We start from the raw sequence: 16,164 nt of genomic DNA on the forward strand, positions 1-16,164 counted from the left end.
TAGTATTAATAAAATCTCGAGTAAAATAAACGTTTTTATTTTTATGTCACTATACATATTCTATATTATCTTCCCTTTTCCCTCTAATAGGTCAAAATTTATAAACAGCAAATATTAAACTGATTATTATGACTATACTCAACAAATAACATTTTTTTAATTATAATTTAACCTATTCTGCTTGCGAATTTTCTGCAATAACCTTACGAAACAAGACATAAAATATAACTTAAGCAGCCAATTTATAGTTTTATCTATAAATTGGCTGCTATTATTTTCAAAAGAAAAATAAATGTAATACAGTATTATATATATTCTAAGCTCCTATAATGGAACTTCTGCAACTTTCGGCCTTGTTTTGATCTTTTTAAGTTGTTTTTCAAGTTGTTTTTCAGCATCAAGCCTTATAAGGTTTTCAATTTTGACTTCCATGAATTTGTCTTTCATTTGCTCATTTGACATATTTTTTATATAAACATTCATATATATACGCCATCCTCTCAGGTACACTGTTATCATTTCATGTGATATAACTCTTAAATATCTACTTTAAATTTTTCTTTTATTGACTAATATTTTATTCAAATACTTTAATATACATTGCCTTAATTTCTTTGATTAATGGGTATCTTGGATTAGCACCTGTACACTGATCATCAAACGCTAGTTCACACATTTCATCGAGTGTTTCATAAAAGTCTTCCTTTTTAACCCCTGCTGCACTTATTGACTTAGGAATATTAACTTGATCTTTTAATGCTTGGATAGCTTTAATTAGTAAGTCTACCTTTTCGTCATCTGTTTTTCCACCTAAGTTTAGTGCTTCTGAAACCATTGCATATTTTCTCTTAGCATTCGGATATTCATATTGTGGGAAAGTGCCTTGTTTTCTTGGGTTATCTACAGCATTATATTTTATAACTTCATTAATTAATAATGCATTAGCAACACCGTGTGGCACATGATGTTTTGATCCTAATTTATGTGCCATTGAATGACAAACTCCTAGGAATGCATTACCAAATGCCATACCAGCCATTGCAGAAGCATGAGCCATTCCTTCTCTTGCTTTTATGTTCGTTTGACCTTCATTATATGCAAGTGGTAAATTCTTAAATATTTCTTTTATAGCTTCTAGTGCTAATCCATCAGTAAATGGTGAAGCCATAACTGATACATAAGATTCTAACCCATGAGTTAAAGCATCTATACCTGAAGCTGCAGTTAATCCTCTTGGCATATTTATCATAAGCTCTGCATCTATTATAGCCATATTGGGAAGTAATTCATAATCAGCTAAAGGATATTTAGCTCCTGTTTTTTCATCAGTAATTACTGCAAATGGGGTGACTTCTGAACCAGTACCTGCTGTAGTTGGCACTGCAACCATATAACATTTTGAGCCCATGACAGGGAATGTATAAACTCTTTTTCTAATGTCCATAAATCTCATAGCTAAATCTTCGAATTTTACTTCTGGGTGTTCATATAATACCCACATGATTTTAGCTGCATCAATTGGTGATCCTCCACCAATTGACATAATTGTATCTGGTTTAAATCCGTTTAATTGTTCAACACCTGCTCTTGCTGTAGCAAGGGTTGGATCTGGTAGCACATCTGAGAACACTTTAAACTCTATTCCAAGTTCTGTTAAAACTCTTGTAGCTCTATGCACAATTCCAAGATCAACAAGAATCTGGTCAGTCACTATAAATACTTTCTTTTTGCCCAATACCTTTAATTCTTGAATCGCTTTCTCGATGCAACCATATTTAAAATAAACTCTTGATGGAACTTTAAACCAAAGCATATTTTCTCTCCTCTGCGCTAAATTCTTAATATTCAATAGCTGTTTAATTCCAACATTTTCTGAAACAGAATTCCCACCCCATGATCCACAACCAAGTGTTAATGAAGGAGTAGTCTTAAAGTTGAATATATCACCTATTCCACCTTGAGAGGATGGCATGTTGATCATAATTCTTCCTGTTCTCATAAGCGAACTAAACTTAGCTATTCTATCTTTAGACTTAGTTCTATGAGTCCATAATACGCTGCTGTGACCATAACCTCCAAGTACAACAAGTCTTTCCGCTTTAGCTAGTGCTTCTTCAAAAGTTTTAACCTTATACATACCAAGTACCGTAGATAATTTTTCATGTGAAAATTCTTCTTCAAGTTCTACGGATTCAATTTCGCCTATAAGAACTTTTGTTTCTTCAGGAAGTTTAATTCCTCCAAGGGCTGCTATTGTTGAAGCCGATCTACCTACCTGCTTCGGATTTAATCTACCATCAACTAATATTACTTTTCTTATTTTTTCTGTTTCGTCTGGTGTAAGGAAATAAGCCCCTCTTTTAATAAATTCTTTTCTAACTTCATCATAAATACTCTCCATAACGATTACAGTCTGCTCAGACGCGCATATTGTTCCATAATCAAAGTTCTTAGAAAGTAAAATTGAACTTACAGCCATTTTAATATCAGCTGTGTCATCAATAATTGCTGGTGTATTTCCTGAACCAACGCCAACAGCTGGTTTTCCTGATGAATAAGCAGCTTGAACCATTCCTGGACCACCTGTTGCAAGTATTAAATCTGCTGATTTCATAACAAGCCCTGAAAGTTCTATGGAAGGTTCATCTACCCATGCAATTATATCTTTTGGTGCACCTGCTGCTACTGCTGCATCTCTCACTACTTTAATTGCTGCAATGGTACATTTTTTAGCTCCTGGATGTGGCGAGAAAACGATTCCATTTCGGGTTTTTAAAGCTATAAGAGCTTTGAATATTCCAGTAGATGTTGGATTTGTAGTTGGTACAACTGCAGCTAGTACTCCAATTGGTTCATAAATTTTAGATATACCACCGGCTTCATCATTTTCGAAAACTCCAACAGTTTGTGAATCTTTATAACAATTATATATATATTCAGAAGCAAAATGATTTTTTATAACTTTATCTTCTACAAGTCCCATTCCTGTTTCTTCAACAGCTATTTTGGCTAGTGGAATTCTTTGGTCATTTGCTGCTATAGCTGCTGCTTTAAATATTTGATCTACCTGTTTTTGTGTGAATGTTGAATACTTCTTTTGTGCTGCTCTAACCTGCGCCATTCTTATATCTAATTCCTGCGCATTTGTAACTCTCTGGGTAGTTGTCTTTTCCGGTACTTTATTATTTACCACTTTCATAAGACCACCTCATTCGTAAAATTTAGTTGCTTTAAATATTTTACTCAACTATAAACTTATATAGAGCAAAAATCATGCCAACTACATATATAACGTTTTCATTGGCATAAACAAATTTACTTAGGTGGTGTTGTATATTCTTTATACTATTTCCCTTATTTTAGCGTATGAATTTTAAACATTGTATAATTTTAATACAGCCCATTATTTCATAGGATTATGTTTATTGGAACTTTACCTAGTTATATTGTACCTTTTTATTTTGGAATACAAAGTTGCTCTAGTTATTCCTAAGTCTTTTGCTGTTTTTGTTATATTATATTCATTTTGATCCATTGCTTTTATTATTTCATTCCTTTCGAGTTCTGCTAAAGTATAAATTTTTTCATTTTCTACACTTAATACTTTATTTGAATAATCCTTATTTATAGATTTGTTTTTTTCATCATCACCAAAAACCATTGTACTTTCACCATTCAAATTTACTATATTTTCAATGCAATTTTCTAGTTCTCTTATGTTTCCTGGCCAATTATAATTTAGCATTTTTTCATATATACCTGCGCTCATAATTGTGAGTTTCTTGTTTAATTTATTAGCTTTTATCTTCAAAAGATGATCAATAAGAATCGGCAAATCTCCTTTTCTTTCTCTAAGTGATGGAATTTTTATTGGGATAACGCTTAACCTATAGTATAAGTCCTCTCTAAATCTTCCTTTTTCAACTTCTTTTTTTAAATCTTTATATGTTGCAGCTATAATTCTTACATCTACAGGAATTATTTTATCTCCTCCGACTCTAGTTATATAGCCTTCTTGCAGAACTCTTAAAAGATTAACTTGCATATCAAGCGGCATCTCACCTATTTCATCTAAGAAAAGCGTTCCACCACTTGAAAGCTCAAACTTGCCTGCACAGCCTCCCCTTCTAGCTCCTGTAAAGGAACCCTCCTCATAACCAAACAGTTCACTTTCTATAAGATTTTTAGAAATAGCTCCGCAATTAATAGCTATAAATGTTTTATTGCTTCTATCTCCGTAATTATGTATAGATTGAGCCAAAAGTTCTTTCCCAGTTCCGCTTTCACCTTGAATAAGAACAGTAGATGGGGAAGAACTTATTATCTTCGCATATTCTATTACTTTTTTTATTTCTGGGCTGTCACCAACAATATCCTCAAAATTATAAACTGCTCTACCACTGCTATATTTATTCACAGGTTTAATTACCTTTTTTATTGCAGTAAACACAACAACCAAGCCTTTAACTTCGTTATCAATTTCTATTGGATTTGCAGATACATTGTATCTAGTTTTTGTAGTTTCATTGCTTAATGTTACCTCTATATTATTATAAACATTTCCTTTTATAATCTTTTCAAATATATTTATCCAATCTGGTAAAATAGTATCTACTTTTTTACCAATTATATCTTCTTCTTTAATACGTAAAATACTACAAGCTTCTTTATTAATGGTTTTTAAAATTCCATCTTTATTTATAACATAAATGCCCAAATAAATAGAATCTACTACTGTATTCATATATTGATAAGTTTCTAGCAGTCTATTATTTATATATTCAACATTTATTTGATTTTCAATGCATTTTACAGCCGAAACTATAAGTCCCAGTGTATGTTTTTGAACTTTTTCTCTACCACCAGTTAAATTAAGTAATCCAATTATAGTTCCATCTACATCATGAATTGGTGCTGCAGAGCAAGTCCATCTTTGATATGCGACAATAAAATGTTCTTTTTCAGAAATTTGAATAGGATTTTGTTCTTTTATAGCAATACCCATTGCAGTTGTTCCTATACTATTTTCTGACATATAAGCACCAACTACCATATTCAAACTTTGTGCTTCCTCTACCACATCTTCATCGCCTATTATTTTTAGAATGCAACATTCATTATCAAGTAAAACTATAAAAAAACCTGATCCCTTTAGAAACTCATATAAGGTTACCATAAATCTAGAAGCTGCATTTAAAAGCTTTCTATTTTTATTAATGTTATCTTTGCGTCCTTCTAGTTTTAGCATTCTTTGAGGAAATACTGTTCCTTTTTCAATACCATAATCTACTGATCGCGCATGTGATCTTTTAATTATATCTAATTGATTTTTTAAAACTTCTGGTGTTAAAATTTGTTTTCCGATTTCAATCTCCAATTTTAATACCTCCTCGTCTAATACAAGTATATTACTTTTTAAAGCTATATACTGTGATTATCAACAAGTTAATAGAACTTTTTCATTTATCGAATATATTGAAGATATATTAATTATTTACCTATTCTTACGCCAACACTTTTAATACCCAAGGATGAACCCAAAACATTTCCGAAGTTCTTACCACAAGCAATTATCCTTTTATTACTTTTAATTAATTCACTTTTATCTATTGCAACTATTATTTCTAATTTTTTCATATACATTTAACCTCACCTTATATATAATGGCAGTATCTTATACTAGACTAAATTATTTATTAATATTCATAAAATTTAAAATTTATGTAAATCTTTATCTTATAATATAACTATATTATAACTATTATGTCAATCTTTTTAGAAAACTATTTTTTTATTAGCATAAATTATAGATAATTATATGTTTTTATACATATTTGTAAAATATTCAATTAATTTTAGTGGACTTTATTTCAAGATTTTGTTGGAAACATAGATGAAGTTGTATCCATAAATATCAAAGGCGAGGAATATATAGAAACTATTGTTGCTTCAAGATTTAAATTAGAAGAAGAATCAGCAGTAGTTATTGATCAAATGGAACTTTTTTAAAAGTATAAAAAAAATCGAGTAAACAATTATATTAGATTGTCTACTCGATTTTTATAATATTAGATATAAGTTACTTCTAATGGATTTCTGTCCACTAATTTCTTATATGTATATTTAGGATATCCAACCATAACAGCAGCTGTTATGGTTTTTCCTTCTGGTATATTAAATAATTTAAGCATTGGTGAACCCTTCATGGCTGCGCAATACTCAAAAAAACCTGCCCAACAAGTTCCAAGTCCTAAGGAAGGAGCAAACAATTCTAGATAAGTCAAACATGAAATAGAATTACCTCTTCCATTTGAGTAACCTTTGTCCGCAGTAGCCATAATTAAGTTTGGAGCACCACGAAGAATCGTATCAACGCCGTCTTCCCTATACATTCTAATTAAACCTTTTAATGAATCCTTTAGTGGAGATTTTTCTATCATTCGAATAGTAAGTTCAACAGCTTTTTCAACTACTTTTCTGTCCTCAACTACAATAAATGATATACCTTGACTATTACTTCCAGTAGGAGCAAGCCTTGCAATATCAACTAATTTTGTTAATTCTTCTCTTGATACAGATTTTTCTTTATAACTTCTTATAGAACGACGCGCCCTTAGAAAATGTTCAGCCTGCTCTGCATTCAATTTAGGAAAATCTTTTGCATCAATTTGCTCTGCCACTGGTGTTTTTTTATTATCTATAGCGTCCTTTGGGCATACAGCAACACAATGTCCACAGGCAATACAATTGCTGTTTTCTACTTCTTCTGGGCCCTTTTCTCCCATTTTTAGAACATACGATGGACATTCCTTAATACATTGTCCACATTTAATACATCTTTCTTCATTTACAGTTATAAGATCCATTTTATTCATCCCCTCTAAATTCATTTTACTAATTTTTCAATATCCTTTAATGTTTTTAATAATTCTTTTATTCTTTCTTTTCCAATACCATCCTCAATTGTGCTTTGTGCTTTTTTTAATATTGGTATTGCTTCCTCAAGAGTCTTTACTCCCTTATCAGTTATGGTTATGCACTTTTTTCTAGAGTCCTGCTCTTCTTTCTTAATATCAATATAACCACTCTTTCTAAGTAACTCAACATTTCTTGTTACTGTACTTTGATCCATGAGTAAAATGTTACCAAGACTCGTAACAGAAATATTTTTGTTATAAGAAATATCTAGAAGCAACAAACATTGAGTACTCCGAAGTCCAGTTGGTTGAAGCATTTTGTCATAAAATTGAGTTATTGTACGGGTGGTTTTTCTTAAGTTCCCACAAGTACAACTTTGCGAATATTTGTTATCATATGAACTTAAGCTACACATAAATTCAACTCCAGTACTATATATGTATATACATATAATATAGTGAAGTTGAATTTATGTCAAGTTTATTGGTGCCACCCACGTGGCATCCATTAATTATTGCCCTCTCCACCTACAGTTTATTTCTAGGTTTTCAAAAGTTGGCGTCCTATTTTAGAATAAAACTTCCATTTTTCTGCTACATGTTCTCATATTTTCTTGCTTCAAACGAGTATATTAAATTCTGGATTATCCATATTAATCCAATTATTATACATACTACAATTGGTACATTTATAAACATCGATAACACCATAATTAGTACAATAATAGCTGCATACACCTTTTGCATTTTATTAAATGTTGTATAACTACAATTATAAACCACCCATTTCTCTCCATCATCTAACTTATCAAAGTGTTTCTTTTCTGCTTCATTTTCGTATAAATACATTTTTCTATTTGGATTTAAATAATTAGAATATTTCATAGCGGTTATTAATACAAACGCCGCAATAATTAGAACAATTGTAGGAACTATAATTAAATAGAATGAACCCTTATCAAAACTCTTATTTATAACTACTGCATATCCTGTTAAACCTATTATTGATAGTACTGTACAAAGGAGAATAACATTAGATACCTTTCTACTAATGACTTTAGGTACATTGTCTAAATCCACTTTCCTATAGTTTGATTTTATATAAATTATATTTATTACTAAATATATTATAATAATTATACTTATTATAAACAAGACTTTAGAAATTAAATTGCTCATATTTCCACCAAAAGATAAGTCTAATTTTGATATTTTTTCAGAAAATCCACCTATTATTCCACCAATAAGCCCGGATATTAACATTCCTATTATAAACTTTTTATACCTTTTTATCTTCATTTTCATGTGCCCCCTCTAAATAAAATATATCTTCAACACTAACTTTTAATATTTTTGCTATTTTTAAAACCAACAATATAGATGGAGAATAATCTCCTCTTTCTATAAGACTTATTGTTTGTCTTGAAGCATCTGCTAGTTTTCCAAGCTCTCCTTGGCTAAGGTTATATCTTGCCCTTAGCTCTTTTACTCTGTTTCTTAATTCCATAACAAATCTCCTTCCTTATATTATTAATATAATCTATTTCTAAAGTTTTGTCAATTATAATTGTCATTATTATAATAATGTTTGTCATATTTATAATTATAATTGTCATTATCGGTATTATCATTTAAGTTACAATCCAATAAAAAAACGGATGTGAATTATATCACATCCGTTTTTCTAATATCCTAATTAATGACTCTACTTTTCACATACACAGCATAACCAATTTTTATCTTCCATTAAATCTATTTTTATACTATTGTACCCTGCTTTTTCTAATATTAGTTTTAATTCCTCAGGCGTATGTATTTCCATATCCGATATCGCAACAAATTCATCATTTCTTTCTTTAAATTTTTCACTAGAATACATTTCGCATATTATAATAAGTTTTCCTGATGGTTTTAAAACTCTTTTTACCTCTTTAAAGTTTTCAACAAGATTAGGCCAAAAATAAATAGTTTCTACTGCGGATATAACATCAAATTTATCATTTTCGAATGGAATTTTTTCTACACTTGCATGAAGAATTTCTACGCTACCATCTTTTATAAATTTTTCATTATAATCTTTTGACCATTTTACACAATCGGTTGAATAATCTATACCAAATGTTTTACCCTTCGCTGCTATAGAAGCCATTCTATTTACTGTTCTACCACCACCGCAGCCTATATCTAATATAACATCATTTTTTTTAATATTTATTTTCTCAAATCCCCAATTAGTTAATTCAAAGTGTGATATATTCATGTCTTCGGCTATAGCTTTTCCTATTTCGCCATTTGGCTTTTTACATTGATTTAATCTTTTCGCAATTTCACTCATAATGTTCCACCGTCCTTAATTTTCTTTTGGTGCCACTCATGTGGCAAGTGGCACTCATTAACTTTAATTCTATAATGATAATGATAATCAATTGTATGTTAATATATTATAATCTATTTTTGTTCATATTACAATTTTTAATATAAATCACATAAACTTAATATAATTACTTGATAAAAACAATACATTTTTTTGTTATTATTTGTATATGGCAATAAGTTACATCAAGTTTTATTTTCTTAATAAATAAAAAGGAGTTGAGGATATTGATAATTTTAGTTTCTAGTGTTTTGTACTTTGGATTATCATTTGTCTATTTCTTAACTGTTTAACATAGACAATCTTAGGTGCCACCAACATGGCAAGTGTCATATAAATTTTTTTAATTGGTATACATTTACGGTAAGTGTATAATGTAACATATAATCACAAATAAGTTTTTTATAGCATGGTTATATAATTTACGAAAAGAGATGAAAATATGAAATTTTTTTTTAAAAAGTTAAGAAAGCACCAAAAAATAACAATATTTATTATAATTATTTTAATATTGCTAAGAACATTTTTTGAGTATGCAATTAAAAGTAAGGGATTATACCTAGTGCATGATTATATGTACAATAGCTTGAATTACATTATACTAGCATTAGCATTATTAGTATATTTTAAAAATGAAAAGTTTAGATGGACATATCTCGGTGTTTTACTGCTTTTGATAATAATGAACACCTTTGGAATTTATAAAAGTATAAGTAACCTACAATTTCAATCTAATTTTACCCATGCCCAAAATTCATTCATAATAAGAGAAACAAAAGATGAGCCCGAGTTTAGCATCATATATATACCAGCACATAAAATATTTATGAGGTTAGATGATAAGATAAAGGTAACAAATGGGTATAAGCCATTTTCGAATAAGGGATATGAAGTAGTTTGGCTTAACGATGATAAAGCTCTTATTAAATACCTAAATGGAACAAATCATATATCAAAAGGAGATATTCTAAACTTCTCGAAAACCAATGGACCATATTCAAATGTTTTAGCAAATTTAAGTGGGACTTGGATCGATAAAAACAATAATAAAAATACTATAAATATTGCAGGCGTGCAAATCACTTATAAAGCTAAAAATAAAATTTATTGGTATTCATCAAGTATGTCAGGTGAACAAGGTAATTATGGCTCTATTTTATATGGTAATAGTGATACTCCTAGTATATACATTTTAATGAATGCAAATAACACAATAACTGTTGGGTATACTGCACTCAATAATAATGAACAAAGTATTTATACTAAATAAAAATAAACCTTCAGGTGCCACCCACATGGCAAGTGGCATCTATATCATTATAAATTCCACAAGTTTTATATATGCGTAGTCACACCTAGAATATAGGAAATAATCCAAATAACCCATGCAAATGCACTAAATTTATAAAACTTATTAAGTAAATTTTTGTATTTTTTTAATATAAGTACTGAACCAATTGTATTCGCTAACATAAGTAATAAAGCAATAAATCCTAATATATCATGAATTCCTGTCTTTACCATACCCCCACCAAGTTCATACATTATTAAAGTTCCTACTATATCACATGTTAAACCTATAAAAAACATAACAACATGCCATGAGCGCAACACTTCTTCTTTGACTTCATTTAAAATAGAAATAGTATAAAAAATCAATGCTAAATTTACTAAAATTATCGAGATAACTAACATTTTTCACCTCTTTTAAGAATTATCCTTCGATTATAAACTATTTTGCAATTTTCCCTTTAGCTTCATATTCTTTTTTAAGATAGCTAAACATAGCAGCAGTATTAGCAGCATCTTGTGGGATATCATTATAAGTCATGGCATTAAATTTAATTTTCCCATCATCATACATTTGATATTGAATTTTCACGACTACAAGTTTCTTATTATATAAAACATTGCCACTGATAGTAACATATTTATTACCATTTTCAGCTGGATCATATATTTCCCAAACCGTATCTGTTATCCCAGTATCAATAAGATCACCTAGTATTACACCCTTTTCAATAGGAGTTTTTCTTACAGCTATAACTTCAGGTGATTCCTTAATATTGCTAATAACGCTTTTCGCTTGTTGCTTTGTTGTTAACTCGCAACCATTTATAAAAATGGCTCCAATTAACGCCACGAGGAGCAGCGATATTTGTTTTAAAACAATTGCTTTGGTTTTCATGGTTTAATCTCCTTATAAAAAAGTGCCACCCACATGACAAGTGGCAAAAAAGTATATCGTTAAATTTCGCATCTATTTTTCACTTACTTAAAGTTTACCATAAAAAACAATATTATCAAATGTATAATATTGTACCTATTTAAGCATCATACCTAAAAAACAGCAAAAAAATATAGTGGATTACAAATAATATATTTTTCCAGTGTAATTTACTTTTGAATTTTGCTCATATTCCTCATAATCAATATATGCACCCTTAAACTCTAGTACATTTTCCTGTATACCAAATCCCTCTATACTTATTGTTTCTATTTCTTTATTCTCATTAATGCATGTAGCCAATGTATAATAAAAGTCCTCTTCCTCGTTATATATAATTGCTGTATCTAATATTATAAACCTTGCTTTTCTTATAATATTTCTATCTTCGTCTGTGATTTCCACAAACTCAATATCCTCTACAACATTATTCCCTATGTCCTCAAATAAACTCATACCTCCTACCCCTCCTACCTTTAATTATATTTTCTAATTAAAGCATTAATTTTTTAACTTATAGTAGAATTAACAACTATTATATACTATTCATAAATGATTGATTATTTTACCAATATATTATTGATGAGATATCTTATGACAATAGACCAACAACAGTATAAACAAATACATGCATAAAATTTAAGCTTCCAACTTTTATAAGTGGAAGCTTTAAAATAATTATCTAATGTATTTTATATTCCATTTTTTTATTATTGTTTTAAATTATTTTCCATAGTTTTTAATATATCTCTATAATCATATACTGCAATCCCTGTTTTATTTTCTACAAGTTCCTTATTTATTTTTCCATCATAATGCTCATATTCAATTACGCTTGATTCTAATTTCTTTAATGTAGCCTCTATCGTTTTGTTTACTTTTATATGATTTCCCATTTACATTCTCTCCTTATTAAGTTATTTAAAAAGAATAGGCTGATGATACTATTCTATAAATATATGCGAAAACCTCTAAACGTTTACACATTTTCTTATAATTTTTAAATATAGTCAGATTATTTTTCATAAATTTAGCTAATGTAAATTATCTAATTAAATTCAACAGCAATATTAACTAGACTAACGCTAAAAAGGCCATCTTAACTCAGATGGCCTTTTTAATATACTTACATATTTTCTATAGCTCTCCAAATCTTTTCATCTACTGGTATGCCTTCTTCTAAATTTTTGTTTCTTGTATTTAATGTTCTCTCACCAGGGTAAAAGATCTCCCTATTTTCATCCGCTCTTTCTGAGGCTTTAATATCCTTTATCACTTCATTAACTGCCGTTTTTATAAACTCACTGTCATTTGCCTTACTTGGGTCAATAGCTATAAATATTTGTGATAATTTATATTCTGCTATTCCATCAATTTTCCCTACCTTATATGATGAGTTACCACCAGATAAAATTGTAACTATTAAATCTAATAATATAGACAAACCAGACCCTTTCCAATATCCTATTGGTAAAACTCGTCCTGTCTTTTCAATTTCCCCTGGATCTCTTGTAATATTGCCCAACGAATCATAACCCCCAGGTACTGGTAATTGTTCATTATTCATTTTAGTTACCTCAATTTTGCCATAGGAAAACTGTGCCATAGCCATGTCTACTACCACATGACCATCAACTTTAGGCACTGCTAATATAAGAGGGTTATTCCCTATTCTACTTTCTTTTGCACCCCAAGTTGGCATGTTAGGAAGAGTATTGGTCCAGCAAATACCAATACATCCTGCATCAGCTGCCTGCCATCCATAACTACCACCACGCATCCAATGATTAGTATTCTTTAATGCCACGCATCCTATTGCATTTGTTTTAGCGAGCCCAATAGCCCTGTCCATGCAAAATTTTGCATTTAGATTTCCCATTCCTATATTACCATCCCATTTTTCAAATGCTCCCATTCCTTCGAGTTTACTTGGAACAGCATCTACATCTATATACCCTTTATCGATATATTCTATTACTCTTGGAAATCTAACATATCCATGGGAATAAACTCCGTCACAGCTAGTCTGCGTAAATAATAAAGCTGATGCTTCTGCTCTTTCCTCACCAAAACCTTTTTTTATTAATACTCTCTTAAATTCATTTTTCATTTTCTCAAAAGAAACTCTCATTATAATATCTCTCCTTTTCGTGTAATCTATATTTTCAAACCAATATAATATTAAATAACTGACATCTTTATTTTTATATTAACCTTTCTAACTATACCTTGCTGATTACATATACACCAAGGCCGGTGAACATCTTGCGGAAAAAATATAGCGAAGCTTCCTTTCACCATTATTAAATCAGATTCATTTTCTACTTCATTGTAAAAAATAGAATCTTTTTCTTCTAATAATTCTTCACAAATAATGTTATTAAAAGTATCCCTTGCATAACCTATTATTTCATTTCCTAAGACAGAAAATTGTATTTCCACATATTTTCTGTGAACTTCAGCTTTTGCTTCTTTTTTAAATTTTGTTTCTCTGTCTACTACTTGAGCAATTATGTCATCTCCCATGATATTATATACACCAGTTTTCATATTAACAAAATCATTGTCTTTTAGATAGCTAATTGCCTTTATTATTGATTTAGAACAAACCTTTTCTATATCACAAATGTTATTAATATTACCAAATATCATATTAAGACCTCACTAAATCTGATTTACCCTAAAAACTACTTTTCTTAATGAAAGGGCTTTCATTCCCACTAACCCTGGCTTCATTATACCTTAGTTTATGGTTTTTTTATATTCATTTATACATTTTCACTATTTTCAACATTTATTGCTGCTATCGGGTGGGCACAATCATCTTTTTCCTTTGGCAATGTAGTTGTAATTATAACCGCGATCACTAAAGATAACACTAAACTATATATACTAATATTATAACTGAATGTTTGCATTAAGAATCCAACTAAAAATGGTCCTAGGAAACCTCCAAGATTGCCTAATGCATTTATGATCCCAGTAGCACCACCTGCTACCTCTCCACTGAAAACATCTGGTGGAATTGTCATAAACACAGCTGATGCAGCCTGGAGGAAAAATCCACAACCAACAAGCATTCCAAAAGATAACCATATAGAGTGCTGAAATGTTACTGATAAATATAAACATATTGCAAAACCTATAATCGGCATTATAACATACCTTTTTTTCTTCCTGGTTTTGTCTGATAAGGATCCAAAAACAAACAAGCCAATTATAGTTGCAATATACGGAAATATTGATAAAAATCCAACTTGATCCATTCCTGTTTTGGTTAAGTTCTTAAGTATTGTTGGAAGCCATAAGGTGTATCCATAAACACCAGTTTGATAAAAGAAGAATATCAACACCAATTTCCATAAAGTCCCATTGAAAATGATTTCCTTTAAACTTGCCTTCTTTACCTGCTTTTTATCGAAACATTCCTGTTCTTCGCGAAGTCTTTCAACAAGATAATCTTTTTCCTCTTTACTAATCCATTTAGCAGTTTCAGGCCTATCACTTATTAATGGTAACCAAACTAAGATTAATAGGAGTGATATTATACCCTCTATTATAAATACATAATGCCAATTATATTTAACTAAAATATATCCTGAAAGTGGACCTGTTATAATAGATGCAATTGGATTATTCATTATAACAAAGGCAGTAGCACGGCCACGTTCCTCACTTGGAAACCAATGACGAACTATTGTAAGTACTGCTGGCATAACGCCACCTTCAGCAACTCCTAGCAAAAATCTAAGAATTAATAGTTGAGTTATATTTGTCGCAAATCCAGACATTATAGCAAGAATACCCCATACCACAATAGTTCCTGCTATAAACTTTTTAGCACTTCCATGCTCTGCGATTTGCCCTCCAGGAACTTGAAGAAATAAATAACCTACAAAGAATATACCAGCTGCTATTCCTGCAACGCTAGATGTCATTCCAAGTTCCTTACTCATTCCTCCTGCCATTGCAAACCCAATATTCGTACGATCCATAAAAGCTACTATATATACAAAAAGTATTGGTGGAATTATATGCATCCAGCGTTTACTTGGGATCTTTACTTTTGAACTTATATTTTCACTCATATCTACACACCCCTATGATTATTTTAAGTACTCGTTTACAATTGTCATTCAGTTATATGCTACTTCAAAGTATCTCCGTATTTATCTTTACAATTACTTTTCTTATTAAACAAGGACCTCCTATTAAACAACCAGGTCTATGAACATCATTTGGGAAAAGCACGACAAAGCTGCCCTTATTCATTATTAAATCGATTTCATCATCAATACTCTTATAGAATTTAATATCCTTTTCATTTAAGAGATCCTCTAATACTTCATTATTACCAGTATCTCGAGCAAAACCTATTTTTTCTTTTCCTTCTACAGAAAATTGTACATCAATATATTTCTTATGAACTTCTGGGTTTACTTCAGCTTTTTCTCTTGTTGTAATGTCTACTACCTGAGCAAATATGTCTTTGCCCTCAATTTTATAAACTCCTGGTTTCATACTTAGAAAATCACTCTCTTTCAAATAGTTAATAACCTTAAGTATTGCTTTTGGAAGAACCTTTTCCATATCATTAATATTTTTAATATCACCAAATATCATAGATTAACACCCCTTATAAATTT

Annotated in this window: 18 protein-coding genes; 1 reads left to right on the forward strand and 17 read right to left on the reverse strand. The window is 30.1% G+C overall.

Translation table 11 applies throughout. The features are described 5' to 3' along the window. Positions 1-324: 324 nt before the first annotated feature. The 9 genes from KPL44_RS17485 to KPL44_RS17525 all read right to left on the reverse strand — a co-directional run bounded on the left by KPL44_RS17485 (position 325) and on the right by KPL44_RS17525 (position 9,252). Complete coding sequence (locus tag KPL44_RS17485; RefSeq protein ID WP_216252796.1) at positions 325-519, reverse strand: hypothetical protein; 195 nt, start codon at positions 517-519, stop codon at positions 325-327. Between the two features lie 58 nt (positions 520-577). Next, entirely contained in the window at positions 578-3,199 is a 2,622-nt protein-coding gene (gene adhE, locus KPL44_RS17490; protein WP_216252797.1) for a bifunctional acetaldehyde-CoA/alcohol dehydrogenase, read from the reverse strand. Positions 3,200-3,433: 234 nt separating this feature from the next. Next, positions 3,434-5,377 (reverse strand): sigma-54-dependent Fis family transcriptional regulator, encoded by a 1,944-nt coding sequence (locus tag KPL44_RS17495; RefSeq protein WP_331702781.1) that lies wholly within the window; start codon positions 5,375-5,377, stop codon positions 3,434-3,436. 113 nt (positions 5,378-5,490) lie between these two features. After that, on the reverse strand, positions 5,491-5,643 hold the full coding sequence (locus KPL44_RS17500) for a hypothetical protein (protein WP_216252799.1): 153 nt from the start codon (positions 5,641-5,643) through the stop codon (positions 5,491-5,493). Between the two features lie 425 nt (positions 5,644-6,068). Then, entirely contained in the window at positions 6,069-6,866 is a 798-nt protein-coding gene (locus KPL44_RS17505) for a nitroreductase family protein (RefSeq protein ID WP_216252801.1), read from the reverse strand. 20 nt (positions 6,867-6,886) lie between these two features. Beyond that, entirely contained in the window at positions 6,887-7,333 is a 447-nt protein-coding gene (locus KPL44_RS17510) for a MarR family winged helix-turn-helix transcriptional regulator (protein WP_216252803.1), read from the reverse strand. A 178-nt stretch (positions 7,334-7,511) separates the two neighbouring features. Further along, complete coding sequence (locus KPL44_RS17515) at positions 7,512-8,216, reverse strand: DUF3169 family protein (RefSeq protein ID WP_216252805.1); 705 nt, start codon at positions 8,214-8,216, stop codon at positions 7,512-7,514. Continuing rightward, complete coding sequence (locus KPL44_RS17520) at positions 8,197-8,424, reverse strand: helix-turn-helix transcriptional regulator (RefSeq protein ID WP_216252806.1); 228 nt, start codon at positions 8,422-8,424, stop codon at positions 8,197-8,199. Before KPL44_RS17520 ends, KPL44_RS17515 begins: the two co-directional genes overlap by 20 nt. 198 nt (positions 8,425-8,622) lie before the next feature. Continuing rightward, a complete protein-coding gene (locus KPL44_RS17525; protein WP_216252808.1) occupies positions 8,623-9,252 on the reverse strand; it encodes a class I SAM-dependent methyltransferase in 630 nt (209 codons plus the stop codon). 481 nt (positions 9,253-9,733) lie between these two features. Here KPL44_RS17525 and KPL44_RS17530 point away from each other — a divergent pair, with 481 nt between their 5' ends. After that, positions 9,734-10,561, forward strand: coding sequence for a hypothetical protein (locus tag KPL44_RS17530; RefSeq protein WP_216252811.1), 828 nt, complete (start codon positions 9,734-9,736; stop codon positions 10,559-10,561). Between the two features lie 65 nt (positions 10,562-10,626). On the opposite strand, the gene KPL44_RS17535 is transcribed toward KPL44_RS17530, so the two are convergent. From KPL44_RS17535 to KPL44_RS17570, 8 genes are all read right to left on the reverse strand, one after another. After that, positions 10,627-10,986, reverse strand: a complete 360-nt coding sequence (locus tag KPL44_RS17535) for an HsmA family protein (RefSeq protein WP_216252812.1) — start codon at positions 10,984-10,986, stop codon at positions 10,627-10,629. 37 nt (positions 10,987-11,023) lie between these two features. Next, a complete protein-coding gene (locus tag KPL44_RS17540; protein ID WP_216252814.1) occupies positions 11,024-11,479 on the reverse strand; it encodes a hypothetical protein in 456 nt (151 codons plus the stop codon). A gap of 180 nt (positions 11,480-11,659) precedes the next feature. After that, positions 11,660-11,974 (reverse strand): hypothetical protein, encoded by a 315-nt coding sequence (locus KPL44_RS17545; RefSeq protein ID WP_216252815.1) that lies wholly within the window; start codon positions 11,972-11,974, stop codon positions 11,660-11,662. 254 nt (positions 11,975-12,228) lie between these two features. Further along, on the reverse strand, positions 12,229-12,414 hold the full coding sequence (locus KPL44_RS17550; RefSeq protein WP_216252816.1) for a hypothetical protein: 186 nt from the start codon (positions 12,412-12,414) through the stop codon (positions 12,229-12,231). Between the two features lie 230 nt (positions 12,415-12,644). Continuing rightward, complete coding sequence (gene yiaK / locus KPL44_RS17555; RefSeq protein WP_216252817.1) at positions 12,645-13,649, reverse strand: 3-dehydro-L-gulonate 2-dehydrogenase; 1,005 nt, start codon at positions 13,647-13,649, stop codon at positions 12,645-12,647. A 50-nt stretch (positions 13,650-13,699) separates the two neighbouring features. Further along, complete coding sequence (locus KPL44_RS17560; RefSeq protein ID WP_216252818.1) at positions 13,700-14,170, reverse strand: YhcH/YjgK/YiaL family protein; 471 nt, start codon at positions 14,168-14,170, stop codon at positions 13,700-13,702. Between the two features lie 116 nt (positions 14,171-14,286). Further along, the gene (locus KPL44_RS17565; protein ID WP_216252819.1) at positions 14,287-15,606 is read right to left on the reverse strand and encodes an MFS transporter; all 1,320 of its coding nucleotides are present in this window, start codon (positions 15,604-15,606) and stop codon (positions 14,287-14,289) included. Positions 15,607-15,670: 64 nt separating this feature from the next. Next, on the reverse strand, positions 15,671-16,141 hold the full coding sequence (locus tag KPL44_RS17570) for a YhcH/YjgK/YiaL family protein (protein WP_216252820.1): 471 nt from the start codon (positions 16,139-16,141) through the stop codon (positions 15,671-15,673). Positions 16,142-16,164 lie beyond the last annotated feature (23 nt).

This window comes from Clostridium sp. DSM 17811 (assembly GCF_018861905.1).
Classification (GTDB): domain Bacteria; phylum Bacillota; class Clostridia; order Clostridiales; family Clostridiaceae; genus Clostridium_AD; species Clostridium_AD frigoriphilum.

Bases quoted from the DNA above. Each gene is read 5' to 3' on its own strand.
- KPL44_RS17510 (WP_216252803.1), bottom strand. From the start codon at position 7,333: ATGTGTAGCTTAAGTTCATATGATAACAAATATTCGCAAAGTTGTACT.
- KPL44_RS17520 (WP_216252806.1), bottom strand. From the start codon at position 8,424: ATGGAATTAAGAAACAGAGTAAAAGAGCTAAGGGCAAGATATAACCTT.
- KPL44_RS17550 (WP_216252816.1), bottom strand. From the start codon at position 12,414: ATGGGAAATCATATAAAAGTAAACAAAACGATAGAGGCTACATTAAAG.
- KPL44_RS17560 (WP_216252818.1), bottom strand. From the start codon at position 14,170: ATGATATTTGGTAATATTAATAACATTTGTGATATAGAAAAGGTTTGT.
- KPL44_RS17545 (WP_216252815.1), bottom strand. From the start codon at position 11,974: ATGAGTTTATTTGAGGACATAGGGAATAATGTTGTAGAGGATATTGAG.
- KPL44_RS17570 (WP_216252820.1), bottom strand. From the start codon at position 16,141: ATGATATTTGGTGATATTAAAAATATTAATGATATGGAAAAGGTTCTT.
- KPL44_RS17530 (WP_216252811.1), top strand. From the start codon at position 9,734: ATGAAATTTTTTTTTAAAAAGTTAAGAAAGCACCAAAAAATAACAATA.
- KPL44_RS17565 (WP_216252819.1), bottom strand. From the start codon at position 15,606: ATGAGTGAAAATATAAGTTCAAAAGTAAAGATCCCAAGTAAACGCTGG.
- KPL44_RS17535 (WP_216252812.1), bottom strand. From the start codon at position 10,986: ATGTTAGTTATCTCGATAATTTTAGTAAATTTAGCATTGATTTTTTAT.
- KPL44_RS17505 (WP_216252801.1), bottom strand. From the start codon at position 6,866: ATGGATCTTATAACTGTAAATGAAGAAAGATGTATTAAATGTGGACAA.
- KPL44_RS17500 (WP_216252799.1), bottom strand. From the start codon at position 5,643: ATGTATATGAAAAAATTAGAAATAATAGTTGCAATAGATAAAAGTGAA.
- adhE (WP_216252797.1), bottom strand. From the start codon at position 3,199: ATGAAAGTGGTAAATAATAAAGTACCGGAAAAGACAACTACCCAGAGA.
- KPL44_RS17485 (WP_216252796.1), bottom strand. From the start codon at position 519: ATGATAACAGTGTACCTGAGAGGATGGCGTATATATATGAATGTTTAT.
- yiaK (WP_216252817.1), bottom strand. From the start codon at position 13,649: ATGAGAGTTTCTTTTGAGAAAATGAAAAATGAATTTAAGAGAGTATTA.
- KPL44_RS17515 (WP_216252805.1), bottom strand. From the start codon at position 8,216: ATGAAGATAAAAAGGTATAAAAAGTTTATAATAGGAATGTTAATATCC.
- KPL44_RS17540 (WP_216252814.1), bottom strand. From the start codon at position 11,479: ATGAAAACCAAAGCAATTGTTTTAAAACAAATATCGCTGCTCCTCGTG.
- KPL44_RS17525 (WP_216252808.1), bottom strand. From the start codon at position 9,252: ATGAGTGAAATTGCGAAAAGATTAAATCAATGTAAAAAGCCAAATGGC.